This is a genomic window from Paraburkholderia flagellata, assembly GCF_021390645.1.
GTDB lineage: Bacteria > Pseudomonadota > Gammaproteobacteria > Burkholderiales > Burkholderiaceae > Paraburkholderia > Paraburkholderia flagellata.
In genome coordinates this window covers 1,227,731-1,245,542 of sequence record NZ_JAJEJT010000004.1, presented here as the reverse complement: position 1 = coordinate 1,245,542, position 17,812 = coordinate 1,227,731, and the positions used below count along the sequence as shown (strand labels likewise).

Annotated in this window: 14 protein-coding genes and 1 pseudogene; 7 read left to right on the top strand and 8 right to left on the bottom strand. The window is 65.4% G+C overall.

The genetic code is table 11. The annotated features are described in order from the left end of the window. Window positions 1-4: 4 nt before the first annotated feature. From L0U83_RS36175 to L0U83_RS36165, 3 genes are all read left to right on the top strand, one after another. Window positions 5-778: a ribonuclease activity regulator RraA gene (locus tag L0U83_RS36175; protein WP_233889004.1), complete on the top strand. Its 774-nt coding sequence runs from the start codon at window positions 5-7 to the stop codon at window positions 776-778. Window positions 779-895: 117 nt separating this feature from the next. Beyond that, the gene (locus L0U83_RS36170) at window positions 896-2,179 is read left to right on the top strand and encodes an MFS transporter (RefSeq protein ID WP_267939707.1); all 1,284 of its coding nucleotides are present in this window, start codon (window positions 896-898) and stop codon (window positions 2,177-2,179) included. Between the two features lie 55 nt (window positions 2,180-2,234). Continuing rightward, entirely contained in the window at window positions 2,235-3,305 is a 1,071-nt protein-coding gene (locus tag L0U83_RS36165) for a LacI family DNA-binding transcriptional regulator (RefSeq protein ID WP_233889002.1), read from the top strand. 14 nt (window positions 3,306-3,319) lie between these two features. Here the strand turns inward: L0U83_RS36165 and L0U83_RS36160 are convergent, their stop codons facing one another. After that, window positions 3,320-4,297, bottom strand: coding sequence for a 2-hydroxyacid dehydrogenase (locus L0U83_RS36160; protein ID WP_233889000.1), 978 nt, complete (start codon window positions 4,295-4,297; stop codon window positions 3,320-3,322). Between the two features lie 45 nt (window positions 4,298-4,342). Then, entirely contained in the window at window positions 4,343-5,707 is a 1,365-nt protein-coding gene (locus L0U83_RS36155) for an MFS transporter (protein WP_233888998.1), read from the bottom strand. Between the two features lie 163 nt (window positions 5,708-5,870). Here L0U83_RS36155 and L0U83_RS36150 point away from each other — a divergent pair, with 163 nt between their 5' ends. Beyond that, entirely contained in the window at window positions 5,871-7,043 is a 1,173-nt protein-coding gene (locus L0U83_RS36150) for a citrate synthase family protein (protein WP_233888996.1), read from the top strand. A 44-nt stretch (window positions 7,044-7,087) separates the two neighbouring features. Here the strand turns inward: L0U83_RS36150 and L0U83_RS36145 are convergent, their stop codons facing one another. From L0U83_RS36145 to L0U83_RS36130, 4 genes are all read right to left on the bottom strand, one after another. Then, complete coding sequence (locus L0U83_RS36145) at window positions 7,088-8,122, bottom strand: SGNH/GDSL hydrolase family protein (RefSeq protein WP_233888994.1); 1,035 nt, start codon at window positions 8,120-8,122, stop codon at window positions 7,088-7,090. 113 nt (window positions 8,123-8,235) lie between these two features. Further along, window positions 8,236-9,390, bottom strand: coding sequence for a GGDEF domain-containing protein (locus tag L0U83_RS36140; protein ID WP_233888991.1), 1,155 nt, complete (start codon window positions 9,388-9,390; stop codon window positions 8,236-8,238). 122 nt (window positions 9,391-9,512) lie between these two features. After that, window positions 9,513-10,097 carry a UbiX family flavin prenyltransferase gene (locus tag L0U83_RS36135; RefSeq protein ID WP_233888989.1) on the bottom strand — a complete coding sequence of 195 codons (585 nt, stop codon included), beginning with the start codon at window positions 10,095-10,097 and terminating at the stop codon, window positions 9,513-9,515. Continuing rightward, complete coding sequence (locus tag L0U83_RS36130; protein WP_233888988.1) at window positions 10,090-11,607, bottom strand: UbiD family decarboxylase; 1,518 nt, start codon at window positions 11,605-11,607, stop codon at window positions 10,090-10,092. Before L0U83_RS36130 ends, L0U83_RS36135 begins: the two co-directional genes overlap by 8 nt. A gap of 124 nt (window positions 11,608-11,731) precedes the next feature. On the opposite strand from L0U83_RS36130, the pseudogene L0U83_RS40965 reads away from it, so the two are divergent. Next, window positions 11,732-11,806 (top strand): annotated as a pseudogene (locus L0U83_RS40965) (hypothetical protein); the annotation flags it as partial. Between the two features lie 52 nt (window positions 11,807-11,858). Continuing rightward, window positions 11,859-12,617 carry a LysR family substrate-binding domain-containing protein gene (locus L0U83_RS36125; protein WP_233888987.1) on the top strand — a complete coding sequence of 253 codons (759 nt, stop codon included), beginning with the start codon at window positions 11,859-11,861 and terminating at the stop codon, window positions 12,615-12,617. A gap of 50 nt (window positions 12,618-12,667) precedes the next feature. On the opposite strand, the gene qhpG is transcribed toward L0U83_RS36125, so the two are convergent. Continuing rightward, a complete protein-coding gene (gene qhpG / locus L0U83_RS36120) occupies window positions 12,668-13,972 on the bottom strand; it encodes a flavin-dependent monooxygenase QhpG (protein ID WP_233888986.1) in 1,305 nt (434 codons plus the stop codon). A gap of 377 nt (window positions 13,973-14,349) precedes the next feature. Beyond that, window positions 14,350-15,456, bottom strand: a complete 1,107-nt coding sequence (locus L0U83_RS36115) for a purine-nucleoside phosphorylase (RefSeq protein WP_233888985.1) — start codon at window positions 15,454-15,456, stop codon at window positions 14,350-14,352. Window positions 15,457-15,731: 275 nt separating this feature from the next. Here L0U83_RS36115 and L0U83_RS36110 point away from each other — a divergent pair, with 275 nt between their 5' ends. Beyond that, window positions 15,732-17,657: a potassium transporter Kup gene (locus tag L0U83_RS36110; RefSeq protein ID WP_233888984.1), complete on the top strand. Its 1,926-nt coding sequence runs from the start codon at window positions 15,732-15,734 to the stop codon at window positions 17,655-17,657. Window positions 17,658-17,812: the final 155 nt, after the last annotated feature.

Below are 17,812 nucleotides of genomic sequence, written 5' to 3'. Positions count from 1 at the left end.
GATCATGACCGCACCGAACTCCGCACCGAACTCCGCACCGAACTCCGCACCGAATTCGCCAGTCAGCGAAGCCGCGCTCGAACAACTGCGTCACGTGAGCACCGCCACGCTCACGACTCAACTCTTCAAGCGCGGCCTGCGCAACGTGTTTTTGCAGGGCGTGGCGCCGCTCGTGAAGCCCGAGCCGGGCACGCCGAATCTCGTCGGTCCTGCGTTCACGCTGCGCAATATCCCGGCGCGCGAGGACCTCGACCACGTGGGCGTGTTCCAGAACCCGGATCATCCGCAGCGCAAGGCCGTGGAAACGGCGCCTGCGGGCAGCGTGCTCGTGCAGGACTGCCGTGGCGACCGCACGGTGGCTTCGGTGGGCTCGATTCTCGCGTTGCGCCTCGCGAAGCGCGGCGTGGCAGGCATGGTCTCGGACGGTCCCGTGCGCGACAGCGGCACGATCGCGGCGCTCGGCTTGCGTATCTGGTGCGCGGGCGCGAGCGCGCCGCTCAATCTCGCGAAGCATCACGCCGTGGACCTGAACGTGCCGATCGCGTGCGGCGGCGTGGCCGTTTATCCGGGTGATATCGTCGTGGGCGATGCCGACGGCGTGGTGATCGTGCCGCACGAAATGGCCGAGGAAGTGGCGCGCGACGCCACCGAGCAGGAGCGGCTCGAAGCGTTCATCACCGAGCGCATCGAGTCGGGTCTTGCGCTGCGCGGCACGTATCCGCCGAACGAGGAAACGCTGGCGGCGTATCGCGTTTGGTGCGAGCAGCAGGCAAAATAAGCCACATGCAGTACGCAGGACGACACCGATAAACAGAGGCCCGCGCGCAAAGCGGGCTCAGGAGACAACGTGAACGATGCCACCGCTGCGATTGACGAGCCGCGTCTGATCAACCGCATGGGCTGGCGGCTAATGCCGCTGCTCGGCGTGCTCTACCTGGTCGCGTATATCGACCGCTCCAACATCGCCTTCGCGAAACTGCAGATGCTCGGCAGCCTCGGGCTTTCCGAAGTCGCATACGGGCTTGGCGCGTCGCTGTTCTTCATCGGCTATCTGCTGTTCGAGGTGCCGAGCAACGTGCTGCTCCACAAGTACGGCGCGCCGCGCTGGATGGCGCGCATCATGTTCACGTGGGGCGTGGTGACGATTCTGCTCGCCTTCACGCGCGACGCCACGATGTTCTATATCCTGCGTTTTTTGCTGGGTGCGTCCGAAGCCGGGCTCTATCCCGGCGTGATCTATTACCTCACGCTGTGGTTTCCGCAGCGCCACCGCGTGCGCATGCTCGGTTACTTCACGGTGGGCAGCAGCCTCGGCAACATGATCGGCGCACCGATTTGCGGCTGGCTGCTCGACAAAGGCGGACTGTTCGGGCTGCAAGGCTGGCAACTCGTGTTCGTGGTCACCGGCATTCCATCGGTACTGCTGACGATCGTCGTGCTGTACCTGTTGCCGAAGGCGCCGCAGCACGCGACGTTCCTCTCCGAAGGCGAAAAGCGCTGGCTCACGCACACGCTCTCGACCGAGAGCGCGGCCGCGCGGGGCAGGGAGCGCCACGGTTCGGTGCTCAGCGTGCTCACGGAGCGGCGCGTGCTCGGCATGGCGTTCTACTACATGATGCTGTCGATCTCCGTGTACGGCGTGAGCTACTGGCTGCCAACGCTCGTCAAGGGTTTCGGCGTGAGCAACACCACGAACGGGCTGCTCAACATCATTCCCTGGCTGCTGGCGACGATCGTGCTCGCCACGCTGCCGTCGCGGCTGCGCGCGAGCAATCATGCGATGGTTGCGATGCTGGTGTCGTCGCTGCTCGGCATGGTGTTCTTCGTTTCGTCGGTGTTTCTGCCGGGCCACGCGCTGCGCTTCGCCGCGCTGTGTCTTGGCGCGCCGTGCATGTATCTGCTGATTCCGTGCTTCTGGACGCTGCCGCCCAAATTCCTTTACGGCGCGCGCGCCGCGGCGGGCATTGCGGCGATCAATTCGCTCGGCAATATCGGCGGCTTCATTGCGCAGAATCTCGTGCCCTTCGTGAAGCAGGCAACGGGCAGCACGCGCATGCCCATGCTCGTGCCCGCCGCGTGCATGGTGATCTTTGCGATCGTCACCGCCATGATCTTGCGCCGTGGCCATCGTACGCCGCAAACCGTCGACGGCGCGCCTTTGCCGAACAACGCACGTTAGGCTGCGAGGCGCATTCGCTACAATAGCCGCGCATTGCCCACACCCGTTCACGTTCATGTCGACCACCAAACCCGCTCCGAGCATCGAACACGCGGACGCCACCGTGCGCGCGAAGCGCACGCGCGGCGGGCCCAAGGGCCTGCGCATCACCGACGTCGCCGCGCAGGCGGGCGTCTCGCCCATCACGGTTTCGCGCGTGTTCAACAACCCGGAGTCGGTTGCGCCGGAAACGCTGGAGCGCGTGCGTCAGGTCGTGCAGAAACTGGGCTACGTGCCCAACCGGCTCGCGGGCGGTTTGTCGTCGGCGCGCTCGCGGCTCGTCGCGGCCATCGTGCCGACGGTTTCGCATTCGCTGTTTTCGGAAACCATTCAGGTGTTCAGCGAGACGATGTCGCGCGCGGGCTACGAGGTGCTGCTCGCGTTGAGCGGCTATAGCGCGTCGAACGAGGAGAGCCTGCTCGATACGGTATTGAGCCGCCGCCCCGAAGGCGTGCTGCTCACGGGCGTGGCGCATACCGAATCGTTGCGCGGGCGTCTGAAGAACGTTGGCATTCCCGTGGTCGAAACGTGGGACATGACCGATACGCCGATCGACATGCTGGTGGGTTTTTCGCACTACAAGATCGGCGCGGCGGTGGCCGGGCATTTTCTCGCGCGTGGCGCGCGCCGTCCCGCGCTCATCTCAGCCAACGACGCGCGCGCGCTCGCGCGGCGCGCGGGCTTTCGCGAAAGGCTCGCGCAGGAAGGCATCGAGGACGTGCCAGAAGAACAGGTCGCGCCGCCGAGTTCGGTCGCGCATGGCAAGCGCGCGCTGCCGCAACTGCTCGCGCGCGCCCAGGATATCGACGCCGTGTTCTGTGGCTCGGATTTGCTCGCCATCGGCGCACTCGGTGCCGCGCGCCAGATGGGCGTGCAGGTGCCCTCGCAACTGGCGATTTGCGGCTTCGGAGATCTGGAGTTCGCCACCGAAACCACGCCCCAGCTAACGACGGTGCGCGTGGAGGGCACGCGCATTGGCGTGAACGCCGCGCGTTTTCTGCTGGACCGCTTGAGCGGCGAAACCAGCGCGACCGAGCCTCGCGCGCTCGACGTGGGGTTCACGATCGTCACGCGCGAATCGGCTTGAGTGCCCCGTAACGCTCAGGCAACTGCTACGGTCTTCACGATTTCCGGTGTTTGCACAGCCGCGCTGCGCGGACTGGCAATGTCAAAGTGGCTCGCCAGCATATCGACCACGTTATCGGCCATGCCCGTACGAGTTTCTTCGGTTGCCGAACCAATATGCGGCGTGAGCACGACGCGCGGATTATCGATCAGCGCTTGCGGCACATAAGGTTCGTGCTCGAACACGTCGAGCGCTGCGCCCGCGATACGATTCGCATCGAGTGCCGCGATCAGTGATTTTTCATCCACCACCGGGCCGCGCGCAATGTTGATGAGGAATCCTTGCGGGCCGAGCGCGTCGATCACAGCCGCGTTCACCAGATGATGCGTTTGCGGCGTGAGCGGGCAGGTGAGAATCAGCATGTCGCTATCGGCCGCGAGACGCGTGACGTCGTCGTAGTACGGCAGATCGACGTTCTTGCGGTTCGGCCCGTAGTACGCGACCTGCGAGCCGAACGCCTTCAACCGCTTCGCGATTGCCGCGCCGATCATGCCGAGCCCGACAATGCCAACTTTCATACGCGAAATCGAGCGGCCCAGCGGCATCGCGCCATGCGTGGGCCACTTTCCGGAGCGGACATAGGTGTCTGCCTGCACGATGTCGCGCGTGAGCGCGAGAGCCAGGCCAATCGCGGTATTCGCGACATCTTCGGCCAGCACGTGCGACGCGTTCTCGATGCGGATGCCGCGCGCCTGCGCGCTTTTCACGTCGAGGTTGTCGAGGCCGGCGCTATAGCTCGCAATGATCTCCAGCGCGGGCAGGGCGTCGAGAAACGCCGCGTCGATCTTCGTCTTGCGCAGGGCAATGCCGCGAATGGACGCGCCGTGCTGCGCGAGAAACGCAGCGGCTTCGTCCGGCGCTTTCGGCAGATCGAGCATAGTGAAGAGCGACGCGAGTTCCGCCTGGGTGCGTTCTGGCAATTCGGCCGCGTTGAGAATGATGGGTTTTTCCATGATGAATCGACGAATCCTTGCGTCGGTTGATGCGTGGGCGCGCGCTCAGCTTACTTTCACGCGCTCGATGCGGCCCATGAACACGAGATAAACCAGCGCCGCGACCACACAGTGTGCCGCGACAAAATAAAGACCTGCCGTGTAGCCGCCCGTTGCCTGCACGATATAGCCGAACACGATAGGCGTGACGATACCGCCAATATTGCCGATACAGTTGAAAATCGCACCGGCGAGGCCCACGGCTTCGCGCGGCGCGGTATCGCAGGCGATGGCCCAGGTGCCCGCGCCGGCCGCGGCGCCCTTGCCGAAGAAAGCGAGCGTCATCAGCAGGACGATCATGGTGTTGCTCTCGGTGAATGCCGAGAACACGATGCAGCAGCCCACTGCCATGCCGACGATATAGGGCGTCTTGCGCGCCCACGAAACGCTCCAGCCATGCCGGATCAGTGAGTCCGAAATCGCACCGCCCGCAATGCCGCCGAGAAAGCCCGCGATCGCCGGCAGCATCGTCGCGAGGCCGGCCTGCATGACGTTCATGCCGCGCGCCTGCACGAGGTAGATCGGAAACCACGTGATGAAGAAATAGCTCAGCGCGATGACGCAATACTGGCCGATATACGAGCACCAGAGCATGCGGTTGGTGAGCAGCATGCGCAGCGCTTTTCCGGACACCGCGGGGCGCGACAGACGCTCGAGCTTCGAGTCGATGTCGATCATCGCGCCGCCCGCGACGAGCCGGTCGAGTTCGGCCGGCGAAATGCGCGGGTGCTTGCGCGGCTCGTGCATCACGCGCGCCCAGATTCCGGCGCTGGCAATGCCGATCAGGCCGAGCGCGAAGAACGGTGCGGGCCAGCCGTACTTGCCGGTGAGCCAGCCCGCGAACGGCGAGAAGATCGCCACCGCGAAATACGATGCGGACGCAAACAACGACGTGGCGAAGCCGCGCTCTTCCTTCGGGAACCACATGACCGTCACACGGCTGTTGGCGGGGAAGCTCGGCGCCTCGATGAGCCCCAGCGCGAAGCGCAAGGCGAACAGCAGGCCCAGCGCCATCGACACATCGGTCGTGACCCTGCCGATGAGGCCGACGAGTAATGTCGCGAGCGACCACAGGATCAGCGTGGCGGCGTACATGACTTTCGTGCCCACGCGGTCGAGCAGCAGGCCGCCGGGGATTTGCCCGACCACATAGGCCCAGCTGAACGCCGAGAGCACGTAGCCGAGCTGGATAGGGTTGAGCCCGAATTCCTTTGCTATGCCGGGTCCCGCTATCGAGAGGATCGCGCGGTCTGCGTAGGCAACCGTCGCGAGCAGCAGGATGGCGGCCAGAATCGTGAATCGCGTGCGGGTGGCGCGCGCGGCGCTCGTGACTTCGGCGGCGGCGTAGCCGACGGACCTCTGCGTGGACATCGGTGTCTCCAGTGTCGGGCTCTAAGGCGCGGTTATCATTGTCGATCCGTACCCGTGAGCGACGTCTCGATGCCCGGGTCAGATTGACTGTATTTGACGCACCCCGCCAGTACGCGTCAACCTTGATTAAGTGAATCAACCAGGAAAACGCGTGGAAAACTGGATGACACAGGAGGAGGCCTGTCGAGCGCTGGGCGTGCGCAAGCAGACGTTGTACGCATATGTGAGCCGCGGGCGCATCGAGGTCCGCTGGGACCCGGAGCACGCAAGCCGCAAGCTGTACCGCGGATCGGACGTCGCGGCGCTCAGGAAGAAACGCGATCTGGGCCGCGCCCACAAGAACATCGCGGCGAGCACGATGGCGTGGGGCGAGCCCATCATCAACACGCGCATTTCCACGATCGCGCGGGGCAGGCTTTACTACCGCGGGCACGATGCGGTCGAACTCGCGAGCCGGGCGACGCTCGAAGAAGTGGCCCAATGTCTATGGGAAACGGGCGCTGCGCCAGTCTTTCCCACCTTCCACGACGACGTGAGCGTTCCCGAAGGCGCGCCGCCGCGCGCGCGGGTGTATGCGTCGATCGCGCTCGCCGCGGCGCAACCGCGTTCGAGCGGCGCGCTCGTCGCTGAACAGTTGAACGAGGAAGCGGCGCGGCTCGTGGGCCGTTTCGCAAGCGCCTTCGTCGGGCCGGGCAACATCGGCGCCTTCGGTGAAAGCGGCGCGCTGCATTTGCGTCTCGCGCGTGCGTGGCAGTGCGAAGCACAGGCGGACTTGCTGCGGCGTGCGCTCGCGTTGCTGGCGGACCAGGAGCTGACGACGTCGGCGTTTGCAGCACGCGTGGCCGCATCGACGGGTGCGTCGCTCGGCTCGTGCATGCTGGCGGGCCTGGCCGCGTTCGCAGGGCCCTTGCACGGCGACGCCGCATTGCGCGTACAGGCGCTGCTCGGCGATGTGCGCGAGATGGGTGTCACGGCGGCGGTGGAGCGCTGGGTGAAGTCGAACGGGCCGCTGCCGGGCTTCGGTCACGAGCTTTACCCGCAAGGCGACCCGCGCGCGGCGGATCTGCTCGCGGCCTTCGATGCACCGGACGAAGTGCGCGCGCTGATCGACTACGTGCACGCGTCGCGCGGTCTCGCGCCAACGATCGACATCGCACTCACCGCGCTCGCCAGCTATTGCCGCTGGCCGGAAGACGCGGTGTTCGCGATATTCGCCATCGGACGCGGCGTGGGCTGGATGGCGCACGCCATCGAGCAGATGACGAGCGGCACGCTGCTGCGGCCGCGGGCCAACTATATCGGACCTGCCGGCGCCGGAAATCATCAGGAGTCTTGAGAGCGGCCGCGGCCGTGCCCGGCGCGGCCGCGTGAATCCAGCACTCAATGGCCCAGACCGCTCGCAGCGATCTGCTGCTCGACGTACTGCGCGAAGAGCGTATGCGTGTGCGTGGTCGGGTGCAGGTCGTCGGCGAACATATAGGTCTGGTCGGCATTGGCCGAGACGTAGGTGGGCGGCGAGCAGAGCAGCGAGGTGTCGTCCGGCGTTTTCGAAGGGTCGCACGCCTGGGCCGTGTTGGACACGCTAAATCCGTTCGCCTGGAAGTTCGCCACGAGCTGCGTGGTCCAGGTGTATGAATCGATTTCGATGACCTTGCCCTGCAAACCATCGGCCTGCAACGCGCCATTCAATGTCGAGTTGAAGAGCTGCGATAGCTGGGTCAGATTCGCGCCGCCGTCGGCGGAGGAAATGCCCTTGGGCGAGAGACCGATGTTCGGCACGTTGATCACGACGACATGCGTGGCGCCTGCCTGCACGATCTGCCCGACGATTTGCGCGAGCGTCGTGGCGGCGGTCTGCACGACGGTATTGGCGCCAGGCGGATTGCCCGCGCGCAGCACGTCGTTCGCGCCTGCCCAGACCAGGACGAGCTGGCCGGAGTTGAAGCTGCCATGCGCGGAGATATAGCTCGAAACCTGCTGATTGACCGGCATTTCGATGTTGCCGATCACGCCCGAGAGGAAGTCGTACTGGTCGGCCGGCGTGGCGACCGTCGAGCCGCCCTCCGCATAGCCGAAGCCGCCTTGCGCGCTCAGCTTGTGATCGATGCTGATGGTGTAGGCTGCGCTCAGGGTGTCCCCATAATATTGCGCAACATCCTGGGACCAGACCTGGCCGGGGTTGGTCGTGAAGCGGCCACCGCCGACGGCGCCCGCAAGCGGCGCGTAGGTTCCGACGTCGGAAAGACTGTCGCCGAACGAGACGACTTGCAGCTTGACGCCGCCCGCCGGCGTGCTCGTGCCGGTGCTCGAGCCGCCTCCGCCGCCGCTGCCGCCACCCCCGCCGCCGCAAGCCGCGAGCAGGAAAATGAGTCCGGCAGAAATTGCCACCCGAATCCGGGATTCGATCGTTGCCATTGTGCCCCCCTTACCGTTCGACGCGGATGCGCCCGCGACCGGGTAGGGCGGGCTTAAGTGGGTGAGCAAAAAGGATGCGCGCAGCCTACAAATAGCTGACGTCGCTTGGGGTGCTAGAGAAGCAGCATTTCGAGCCGGTTGCCGCCGAGCGATTTCGCGCTGTAGAGCGCGGCATCGGCGGCGGCCAGCAGGTCGGAGAGCGTGGAGGCCTCGTGACCATGCTGCGCGAGGCCAATGCTCACCGTGGCGCGTATGTCTACGCCTTCGATCCTGTGCGTCACGGTTTGAGCGAAACGCCTGGCGATCGCTTCGCCCACCGCTTTGGCGCGCAAGCGGTCATGGCCCGGCAGCAGGGCGGCGAACTCTTCGCCGCCTATGCGGGCGAGGATCGCGTCGGGTCCCATGGCGCTGCGGGCAATGTCCGCGAATGCCCTAAGGACGTCGTCGCCGGTCTTGTGGCCGTAGCGGTCATTGATGGTCTTGAAGTGGTCGAGATCGAAGGCGAGGAGCGAGACCGGCTGGCTCGCCCCGACCTCGCTCATCACGCGCTCGCCTTCTTCGAAGAACCAGCGGCGGTTGCCAAGTCGGGTCAGGTAATCCGTCTGGGATTCGCGCAAAAGCTGCCCGTGGGTTTCTTCGCGAATCAGCTTGAGCAAGGACATCGGCAGAATGACCGAATACAGCACGCCTTCATACATCGTGATTTTGCTGACGAGCGCGACGAAGCCGTCCCCGTAACGGCTCCCCAGGAAGGGGAGCACGAACGTCCTGAACACGTAAAAAAGGGCATGGAATCCCGTCACGAACGTCGCGACGTGGCGCGATTGCACCCCTTTCATGCCGTCGCCGCGCAGCAGCTCGCGCGAGGTCATGGCACTCACCAGCGCAATGGGAAATGCGCTCGCGTAGTACCACATGTCGGCTGGATGCCGCGCGCCCCATGTGGCCCATGTCAGCGCGATCAACGCGAGCAGGACGATCGAGCCTGCCCGGTATTGCCGGGCGTTCATCGTCGCGACGCCGTGCAGGACCAGCAGATAGCCGCCCATGATGATGAGGTTGCTCAGCGCGGCGCCCCACACGCCCGGCAGATCGGCACGCACGAGTACCGCGGCGCAGCCGGTTGCGAGGGTGGCGTATCCCGCAGCAAGAATTCGTAAGGCCTTGCTGCGCGCGGGATGCGTTCGATGCTCCCAGAGCGTGATCAGGGAACTGGCTAGCAGGGTCCCGATCAGGAGAAAGTAGATGGTAAGTAGATCGACGTGCATCGCTGGCGTGAGGCTTCTCCGCCGGTCCATCGCGGCGAACGGCGCATTTTACGCCGAAACTTAATACTGCGATGCACGTTCCCTGATCGTCTGCAGTGCGTCCCCAGCGTGCGGCAATGGCTTCATGCGTCGCGCCACGCCTCTATGCGTTCTGTATCGAGCCCGAACTGGTCGAGCGCCCGGCTCACCGAGTGATCGACCATGTCCTGCAGGCTCGCGGGCTTCGCGTAGAACGCGGGCACCGGCGGGAACACCACTGCGCCGGCCTCGGTCACCGTCGTCATGTTGCGCAGGTGGATGAGGTTCAGCGGCGTTTCCCGCACCATCAGCACGAGCGGCAAGCGCTCCTTGAGCACCACGTCGGCGGCGCGCGTGAGCAGCGTGCTCGTGACGCCCGAGGCGATCTCGCCAACGGTGCGCATCGAGCACGGCACGACGAGCATGCCGAGTGTGCGGAACGATCCCGACGCAATGGAGGCGCCCACATCGGCGATCGGGTGGACATGGTCGGCGAGCGCATGCACGGCTTCGCGCGAGAGGCTCGACTCGTATTCGCGCGTGAGTTCGGCCGCGCGAGATATCACGAGATGCGTCTCGACCTCCATTTCACGCAGCAGGCGCAGCGTGCGCTCCGCATAGATAAAGCCCGTGGCCCCCGTCACGCCCACGATCAACCGCTTGCGGCCATGCAACGCGCGCTTACTCATGATCGTCCCCGAAAAGCGCGGGGGCAAACGGGCGCGGGTCCACCTCCTTGAACTTCGCCCGCACGAATTCGTCGCGCAGATGGTACGGCGCCGTGCAGTCGAAGATCGTCTTGCAGGTCACGCCGCGCGCGGGCAGCGCGGGATTGAATTCGGGCGTTTGCGAGGGGTCGAGCACGTGGCCGTTCACCTTGGGCACGAAGACCGTCGAGACGTCGCCCTGATAGCGCGTGGTCATGGCCCACATGACGTCGTCGGTGTCGAAGGGATCGACGTCGGCGTCCACGAGGATCACGTGCTTGAGTTCCGAGTACACGCCGAGCGCGATGATCGCGGCCTGCCGCGCTCGGCCGTCGTCGAAGGCCGAGCGCTTGTTGACCTGCAGCACGGCGAGCAGCTTGCCGCCGCCGGCCGTGTGCGCATGCACCTGACTCACGAAGCCGGGCATGGCCGCTTCCACGGCGCTGTAGATGCTCGCCTCGGTGGGAATGCCCGCGAGATTCGTGTGCTCCTCGCCTGGGCCCACGAGCGTTTGCATGATCGCGCCATGCCGCATCGTGATGGCCCTGACCTTGATGACGGGCAGCGCGGGATTGGCCGGGCCGTTGTAGCCCGGAAATTCAGGCATGGCGTGGCCGGTGTGCGTGTGCTGGTCTTCGGCCACGCGCACGTTCGGCAGGATCTCGCCTTCGATCACGATCTCCGCGCGCGCAATCGACTTCTGCTTCACGCTCACGCAGTCCACGAGTTCGATCGGCTTGCCGCGCAGGCCGCCCGCAATGGAAAGCTCGTCGAAGCCGAACGGCGTGGTGGGCGCCTCGAAGCACGCGCCGATATGGATGGCCGGGTCGAGCCCCATGTTCACCGACACAGGCAGCGCCTCGCCGCGCGCTTCGGCTTTCTGGCGGAAGGCGTCGATATGGCGGCCCGGCGCGAAGAAAATGGAGAGTTCGTCGCGGCCCTGCACGCACAGGCGGTGGATGGTGACGTCGGCGTGGCCGGTGTCCGGGTCGCTGCCCAGCACGAGGCCGAGGCACAGGAACGGGCCGGCGTCGCTCTCGGTGTTGGTCGGCGCGGGAATGAGCTTGCGCAGGTCGAAGCCGGGGTCGCTCGCGAGATACACGGTTTCCTGGCACGGCGCGGCTTCGCGCGGCACGCTCACGGGGTCGATGGCGTTGTGCACGGCCTGCGCCATGCGCTGGGTGAGGCGGCGCGGCTCGGCGTCGAGCAGCAGGCCAACGCGCTTGCGGCTCGCCATGAGGCCGACCAGCACGCGGCTGTGCGGGTAGCCCTTCACGTTATTGAAGATCATCGCGGGGCCGAGGCGAGTGGGCCGCTCGACCGTGCCGCCCGCGCCGATGTGCCGGTAGACGCCTGCAAGCTGCGCATGCGGATCGACCTCGTGATCGGTTTCAAGCAGTTGCCCGGGCGACTGCGCGAGCCGCTTGAGGGCCGAGCGTAGATCGTCGATGGGTTCGGTCTGGAGTTGAGCGGGTTCGATTCGTTGATTCATGGTCGTGCCGTGTGGGTGAAGCCAAAGGCTGGATGAGCCCTATTTGACCGCTTCGAGCCTATTGAATCAATAAATCGAAACCGACGATTTTGATAAGATAATCTTATTTGTTAAATGCGCAGCCATGGACTTCCGCTACTTTCGAACGTTCGTTATCGCGGCCGAGGAACTGCATTTCGGGCGCACCGCCGAGCGCCTGGGCATCGCCCAGCCGGCCGTCACGCAGCAGATGAAGTCGCTCGAAACACAGCTTGGCTTCGTTTCAGCGCGTGAGGCGGGGCATCGAGCTGACTGGCGCGGGCGCGGTGTTTCTGGAGCATGCGCGCGCGGCGCTCACGCAGGCCGAAACGGCGGTGCTGGCCGGGCGCCGGGCGAGCCGCGGCGAACTGGGCAAGCTGTGCATCGCCTATGCGAGTTCCGTCGCGCTCGAGCCGGAGCTGCCCGCGCTGCTCAGGCGCTTTTCGCAGGCACGGCCCGACGTCGAACTGGAGTTGCGCGCGATCTCCGTGCAGGCGCAGATGAACGCGCTCGCCGATGAGCGCATCGACGTGGCGTTTCTGCGCTCGCCGCCCGGGCCCCAGCCGGCCTCGATTCGCATCACGCCGTTTTCGCGCACGCCGCTCGACGTCGTCCTCTCGGCGGATCATCGCTGCGCTGGCCGTCGCCGCATTACGTTGCGCGACATGGCGGAAGAGCGCTTGATCGTCGTGGATGATCCGCCCGGTGTCGGGCTCGGGCATCGCGTGACGGAACTGTGTCTGGAGGCCGGGTTCGAGCCGGCGAGCGTCTTGCGTACGACGGATTCCGTGGGCGTGATGAGCTTCGCGGCGGCGGGGCTCGGCGTTGGCATCGTGCCGCGCACGCTCGCGCGCTTTGGTCTGGAAGGCGCGGTGTTCAAGCCGCTCGCAATGGCAAATGGGTATAGCGAAGTGGTGATCGCCACGCGTGCGTACGACCGGTCGGCGGGGACGCGGGCGCTGCTTGACATGGCCGCGCAGGAGCGTGCGTGAGGTGATCGCCAGTGATCAGTAGTGCGATGTAGATTGCGCAGTCGTCGCGGCTAAGGATAGTCCTGCATGGCAAGCCAGTGCCGGATCATCCGCGCCTGATCCGCATCGAGCGACTTGAGCACCTGCTCGGCAGGCTCACGCCGCAGCGCTTCGACCACAGGCGCGAGCGCAGCGTCGCACAAATGCCAGATGCCGAGCGGCTGGTCCGGGCTCGCAACCACGTCCGCTTCGGCAATCATGCCGCCATCGATTACGGGCGCACGTCCCACGTTCAACTCGTTGAAATCGGCGCTCACGTGAGCCGGCCGGTCGTCGGGCCACACGCCGCGCGTTTGCCAGAAGGGCTGCGTGGTCCAGCGCTGTTCGAGCGCATATACATCGCGCCCGGTGCGCGCGAAGCGCATGAACAACTGTTCGATGCGCTGCTGGTGAAAGCGCAGCGCGAGCGGCGCGCGCTCGGGCCGCTCGAGTAGCGTGTGGATCACCGCGGGCGCCTGCAACGCGGAGGTGAGCGACTGGAACACGCCATTGCCCGCGAGCGGATCGACGGCCATGGCGGCGTCGCCCACGCGCAGCCAGTTGTAGCCGCCGGTACGGCCGCACAGCGTGGCGGTACTGCTGCGTGCATAGAGGCGCGCGTCGTTCGCGGCGTCGCCTGCGAAGAAGTCGCTGGCAAGCGGCGAGTGCCGCATGCGCTCGCAGAACGCGAGCAGTTCATCGCGCTGCGGCAGTTCAGGATTCGTGACGTCCAGCGTCAATTGCCAGTAGCAGCGGCCGTCGCCTAGCCGCGCCATCCATGCCCAGCCGGCCGGCAGGCTTTCCACCGCAGTGGCCGCCGGGCCCGCGCGGCCCTTCCAGACGTTGAGCAGGCTTACGGTTTGCGGGCCGCGCGTGGCGTCGCGCAATAGCGGTGCGAGGCGGCCACGCGCTTCGACAAGAAAGTCCGCGCGCAACGTGAGCGGTCCGTCTGCGGTTTCGATCATGAGGTCGTGACCCGCGGAAGTGGACTGCAGCGAGCGCACATTCGCCTCGACCACATCCACGTTCGCACCGCGCAGGTCCTCGCGCAAAGCTGCATCGAACACGCGCCTGTCAACGAGAAATTCGGCGTCGAGCGTTCGCAGCGCGCCGTTCCAGAGTGTGGTGCGCACGCAGGGTCCCTCGCCGCAACTGGCTGCGCGATGCAGGCCCGCGCGGCGCAGTGCTTCGATTACGCGCACCGATAGCGCTTCGGCAGCGTCGAATCGGCGCCAGTCGCTCACTACCTGCACGTGGTAGCCGAGGCCTGCGAGCGCGCGCGCAACGGCCGCGCCCGCTGGCCCCGCGCCGAGCACGACGATGCTGGCGGCATTCATGACGCACTCGCTCGCGAATGGCGACACGCGGGCACACTCGCGAACATGATGGGCGTGGCGGCACGAAGGGGAGAGAAGTAAACGTACATGCTGTCCCCCGTGGAATCATGGCGCATCGCTTCGCGACCCCTGCGCTGCGCTCGAAATGAGTGAGACCTAATCTGGCATAGATGCCGCGATAAAGCTATCCGGTCAAAGGAGGATTTCAGTAGCGGAAATCCCGCATACCCATGCGCAATGCGTATGAACGGTCGTGCGCTGTAATTGCTTTGCGAATTGACGATGCATACCGGGTAGCGGAATGCATCGATCGTCTGTATTCCTCACAAGGATGCTTCGATGCAATGCGCACAAAGCGGGGACAGGGCGCGGCGCTGCTAACGGGGCGATGAAGCGAGGCTCGAAGGAACGCCATCCTGCCATTCGCTCCAATGCGCGACGATGGTCTGCACGAGCGGATGACCCGCGCGATAGAGGTTTTCCAACGCGGGTGCGAAGCCGCCCTGGCTTGCATAGTTCAGCAGATTGGCCGCATTCGATTCGCCCGCATATGGACGATCGAAGTCCGAGCCCGCGCGCAGCACGGCCACGCGATCGAGGTCCACGCGTTGCGCACGCGCCGCACGGCTCAGTGCTTCGAACGTGGCGTTGTCCTCCTGCTGAGTCATGCAGTACACGCCTTGTCCGCCGGTCAACTGGCGCGTGAACTCGCTTGCCCTGGCGCCGAGCGCCTTGCCTGACCACCAGGTGTCATCGGCGACCGAATCGCAACGGATCACCGTGGGCGGCCGGTTAGCGGGAGCGTAAGCATATTTCGCGCGCGCGGCCTGGGCGTGCGCGTTGTCGGCGAGCGTCACGTCGTGCGAGATCGCCCAGGCGGCTTCGGTAAGCCTCGGGTTCAGGCGGAACACTTCGGTGCGGTAGTCGAGCGCTGGCTTTTCGACGGGACTTTTCGTATTGATGCCCAAATACCCGGTGCGCCAGCCGCGCGGGCGGCCGTCGCCGTCGATCTCCCACTGCAGGCCGAAATCGACGAGCCAGTCGGACCAGGCCGCCGAGCCGATCGTGCCGTGCTCGGGGTTCACACCCGCAATGCCCGCGATGAGGAAGTAAGTCTTGCGCAGGTCGAACTGAGGCGCGAAGGCGAGGGCCATGGTCGAGGCGGCGGCGTTCGCGTGGCCCATGCCGGTCGTCATCACGCATACGTCGTCGGCATTGCATTGCACGTTGGGGTAGTCGGGCGAGAGGCCGGCAATCGTCACGGACTCCCAGGGACCGAGACGATCGAGCCATGTCTTCGCTTCGGGCGCGAACATCGTCACGATCATGACTTTCACGGCACGGCCGTGCGCGGTGGCGCCGGCCTGCGCGAAGGCCGCGCGTTGCGCAGAAAGCGTTCCGGCATCTTGTTGTGTGGAAGGGGACTGCGACGCGCAGGCAGCGAGCGACAGCGCGGCGCAGAGGGACGTGAAGCGGGTTCGCATTGTGCAAGTCCTTTTCGTTGTACGCGTACCGGGCGGCACGACCGATCGGGCGAATGGTCAGGAAAATACGCTCGACTATGACAGTTTTGCGAAAGCGCGGCGGCACGCGCGGCGCGGTGCCCGGTGCGTGCCACGCGAAGCGCATTTTCGCCCGAAATTCCTATACTTCGACTAGCGCGCCCAACAGGGGCAGCGTCGCCAATACAAAGTGACAAGGCCAGCGACAAGGCCGCTCGGCCCCCCGGCCCGCATGCGGCAGTCACGAGGAGGGAGACATGGGACAATCCGCATCCGCGGCGCACGCGCACGAGCGCCTCGGCGACTCCGGCCCGCATCGCCCGGCGCTTCCCGCGCTCGCCCTGGCCGCCCTCGGCGTGGTCTACGGCGACATCGGCACGAGCCCGCTCTACACGCTCGCCACGGTGTTCGATCCAGCCAACGGCCTCGCGGTCAATGCTTTCAATATCGTAGGCATTGTCTCGCTGATCTTCTGGTCGCTCATGATCGTCGTCTCGCTCAAGTACGTCGCGCTCATCCTGCGCGCGAACAATCACGGCGAGGGCGGCATCATGGCGCTGCTCGCGCTCGCGGCTTCCTCGGTCGCGTCGCGTCCGCATCTGCGTAACACGCTGCTTGTGATCGGCGTGATGGGCGCGGCGCTTTTCTTCGGCGACAGCGTCATTACGCCGGCCATCTCGGTGCTGAGCGCCGTGGAAGGGCTCGAGGTGGCCGAGCCCGCGCTCAAGACCTATGTGATTCCGGTGACGCTTGCGGCGATCATCGTGCTGTTCCTCACGCAAAAGCATGGCACGGGAGGCATCGGCGCCGTGTTCGGGCCGGTGATGGTGCTCTGGTTCGTCGTGATCGGCGCGGCGGGCGTCGCCAACATTGCCTCCGCACCGGCTGTGCTGTTTGCGCTCGATCCGCGCGAGGGCATTGCGTTCTGCCTGCATCACCACTGGCTCGCCTTTGTCGCGCTGGGCGCGGTCGTGCTCTCGCTCACGGGCGCCGAGGCGCTCTATGCCGACATGGGCCACTTCGGCAAGCAGCCGATTCGCCTCACGTGGTTCGGCATCGTGTTTCCCGCGCTCGCGCTCAATTATCTCGGGCAGGGCGCGCTGCTGCTCTCGAACCCCGGCGCGGTGCAAAGCCCGTTCTACCGGCTCTTCCCGCAATGGTCCATCGTGCCGATGATCGTGCTTGCGACCGTCGCCACCGTCATTGCCTCGCAGGCCGTTATTTCGGGGACCTATTCGATGGCGATGCAGGCCATGCAGCTCTCCTTCCTGCCGCGCATGAACATCGTGCACACGTCGGAGCGCGAGATCGGGCAGATCTACGTTCCCGGCATCAACTGGATCCTGCTCGTCGCCGTGGTGGCGGCGGTGGTGGGATTCCGGTCGTCCACGGCGCTCGGTTCTGCTTACGGCATCGCCGTGACCGGCACGATGCTCATCACGACGTTCCTCACGTTCTTCGTCGTGCGTTACGCGTGGCATTACAACTGGTTCCTATGTCTGTTCGCCACGGCGTTCTTCTTCGTGATCGACGCCATGTTCTTCTCGGCCAACCTGCTCAAGATCGTGGACGGCGGCTGGTTCCCGCTCGTGATCGGCGCACTGATGTTCACGGTGATGGCGACCTGGGGAAAGGGTTGGGAAATGATGGCTGCCGAGGCGCGCGTGCGCGCCGGCAAGAAGCCTCTCAAGCCCTATCTCGCGACGCTGCTCGAGAGCAATCCCGTGCGCGTGGGCGGCACCGCGATCTTCCTCACGCCGAACGCCAACGCCGTGCCGCATGCGCTCGTCAACAATCTGCGGCACAACCGGGTGCTGCACGAACGCGTAGTATTCCTGAGCGTAGTGACGAAAGACGTGCCGTGGGTGGCCGAAAGCGAACGCGTGAAGGTCGAACTGCTCTGCCCGGGCTGCTACTACGTTATCGTCAATTATGGATTCAAGGACGAGGTGGACTTGCCATCCACACTCGCCGCTTACAAGTCCGCGGAGTTGACGTTCGATCTCGATGAAACGTCGTGGTTCCTGAGTCGCGCCGTGGTGGTGCCGACACGCGGCCATGGCATGGCGATCTGGCGTGAGCGTCTTTTCGCGGTGATGCTGCACAACGTCGGGAATATCGCGGCGTTCTTCAAGCTGCCGTGCAATCGCGTGATCGAGGTCGGCGCGCGCGTCGAGATCTAGCGGCGTCCCGGCGCGTGCGTCGCGCTTGACCGTTTTCGGCGCGCGCAAGGCGGCGCTGTATGCGCCGCCTTGCGCGCCTTCGCCACGTCGGCCGCAAACCCAATGCAACCCCGCGTGAGGCTGTCGCGCTGACAGAAACTCAGGCGTAGGATGAT

Coding starts and splice junctions, on each gene's coding strand:
- L0U83_RS36175 (WP_233889004.1), top strand. CDS start 5: ATGACCGCACCGAACTCCGCACCGAACTCCGCACCGAACTCCGCACCG.
- L0U83_RS36170 (WP_267939707.1), top strand. CDS start 896: ATGGGCTGGCGGCTAATGCCGCTGCTCGGCGTGCTCTACCTGGTCGCG.
- L0U83_RS36165 (WP_233889002.1), top strand. CDS start 2,235: ATGTCGACCACCAAACCCGCTCCGAGCATCGAACACGCGGACGCCACC.
- L0U83_RS36160 (WP_233889000.1), bottom strand. CDS start 4,297: ATGGAAAAACCCATCATTCTCAACGCGGCCGAATTGCCAGAACGCACC.
- L0U83_RS36155 (WP_233888998.1), bottom strand. CDS start 5,707: ATGTCCACGCAGAGGTCCGTCGGCTACGCCGCCGCCGAAGTCACGAGC.
- L0U83_RS36150 (WP_233888996.1), top strand. CDS start 5,871: ATGACACAGGAGGAGGCCTGTCGAGCGCTGGGCGTGCGCAAGCAGACG.
- L0U83_RS36145 (WP_233888994.1), bottom strand. CDS start 8,122: ATGGCAACGATCGAATCCCGGATTCGGGTGGCAATTTCTGCCGGACTC.
- L0U83_RS36140 (WP_233888991.1), bottom strand. CDS start 9,390: ATGCACGTCGATCTACTTACCATCTACTTTCTCCTGATCGGGACCCTG.
- L0U83_RS36135 (WP_233888989.1), bottom strand. CDS start 10,097: ATGAGTAAGCGCGCGTTGCATGGCCGCAAGCGGTTGATCGTGGGCGTG.
- L0U83_RS36130 (WP_233888988.1), bottom strand. CDS start 11,607: ATGAATCAACGAATCGAACCCGCTCAACTCCAGACCGAACCCATCGAC.
- qhpG (WP_233888986.1), bottom strand. CDS start 13,972: ATGAATGCCGCCAGCATCGTCGTGCTCGGCGCGGGGCCAGCGGGCGCG.
- L0U83_RS36115 (WP_233888985.1), bottom strand. CDS start 15,456: ATGCGAACCCGCTTCACGTCCCTCTGCGCCGCGCTGTCGCTCGCTGCC.
- L0U83_RS36110 (WP_233888984.1), top strand. CDS start 15,732: ATGGGACAATCCGCATCCGCGGCGCACGCGCACGAGCGCCTCGGCGAC.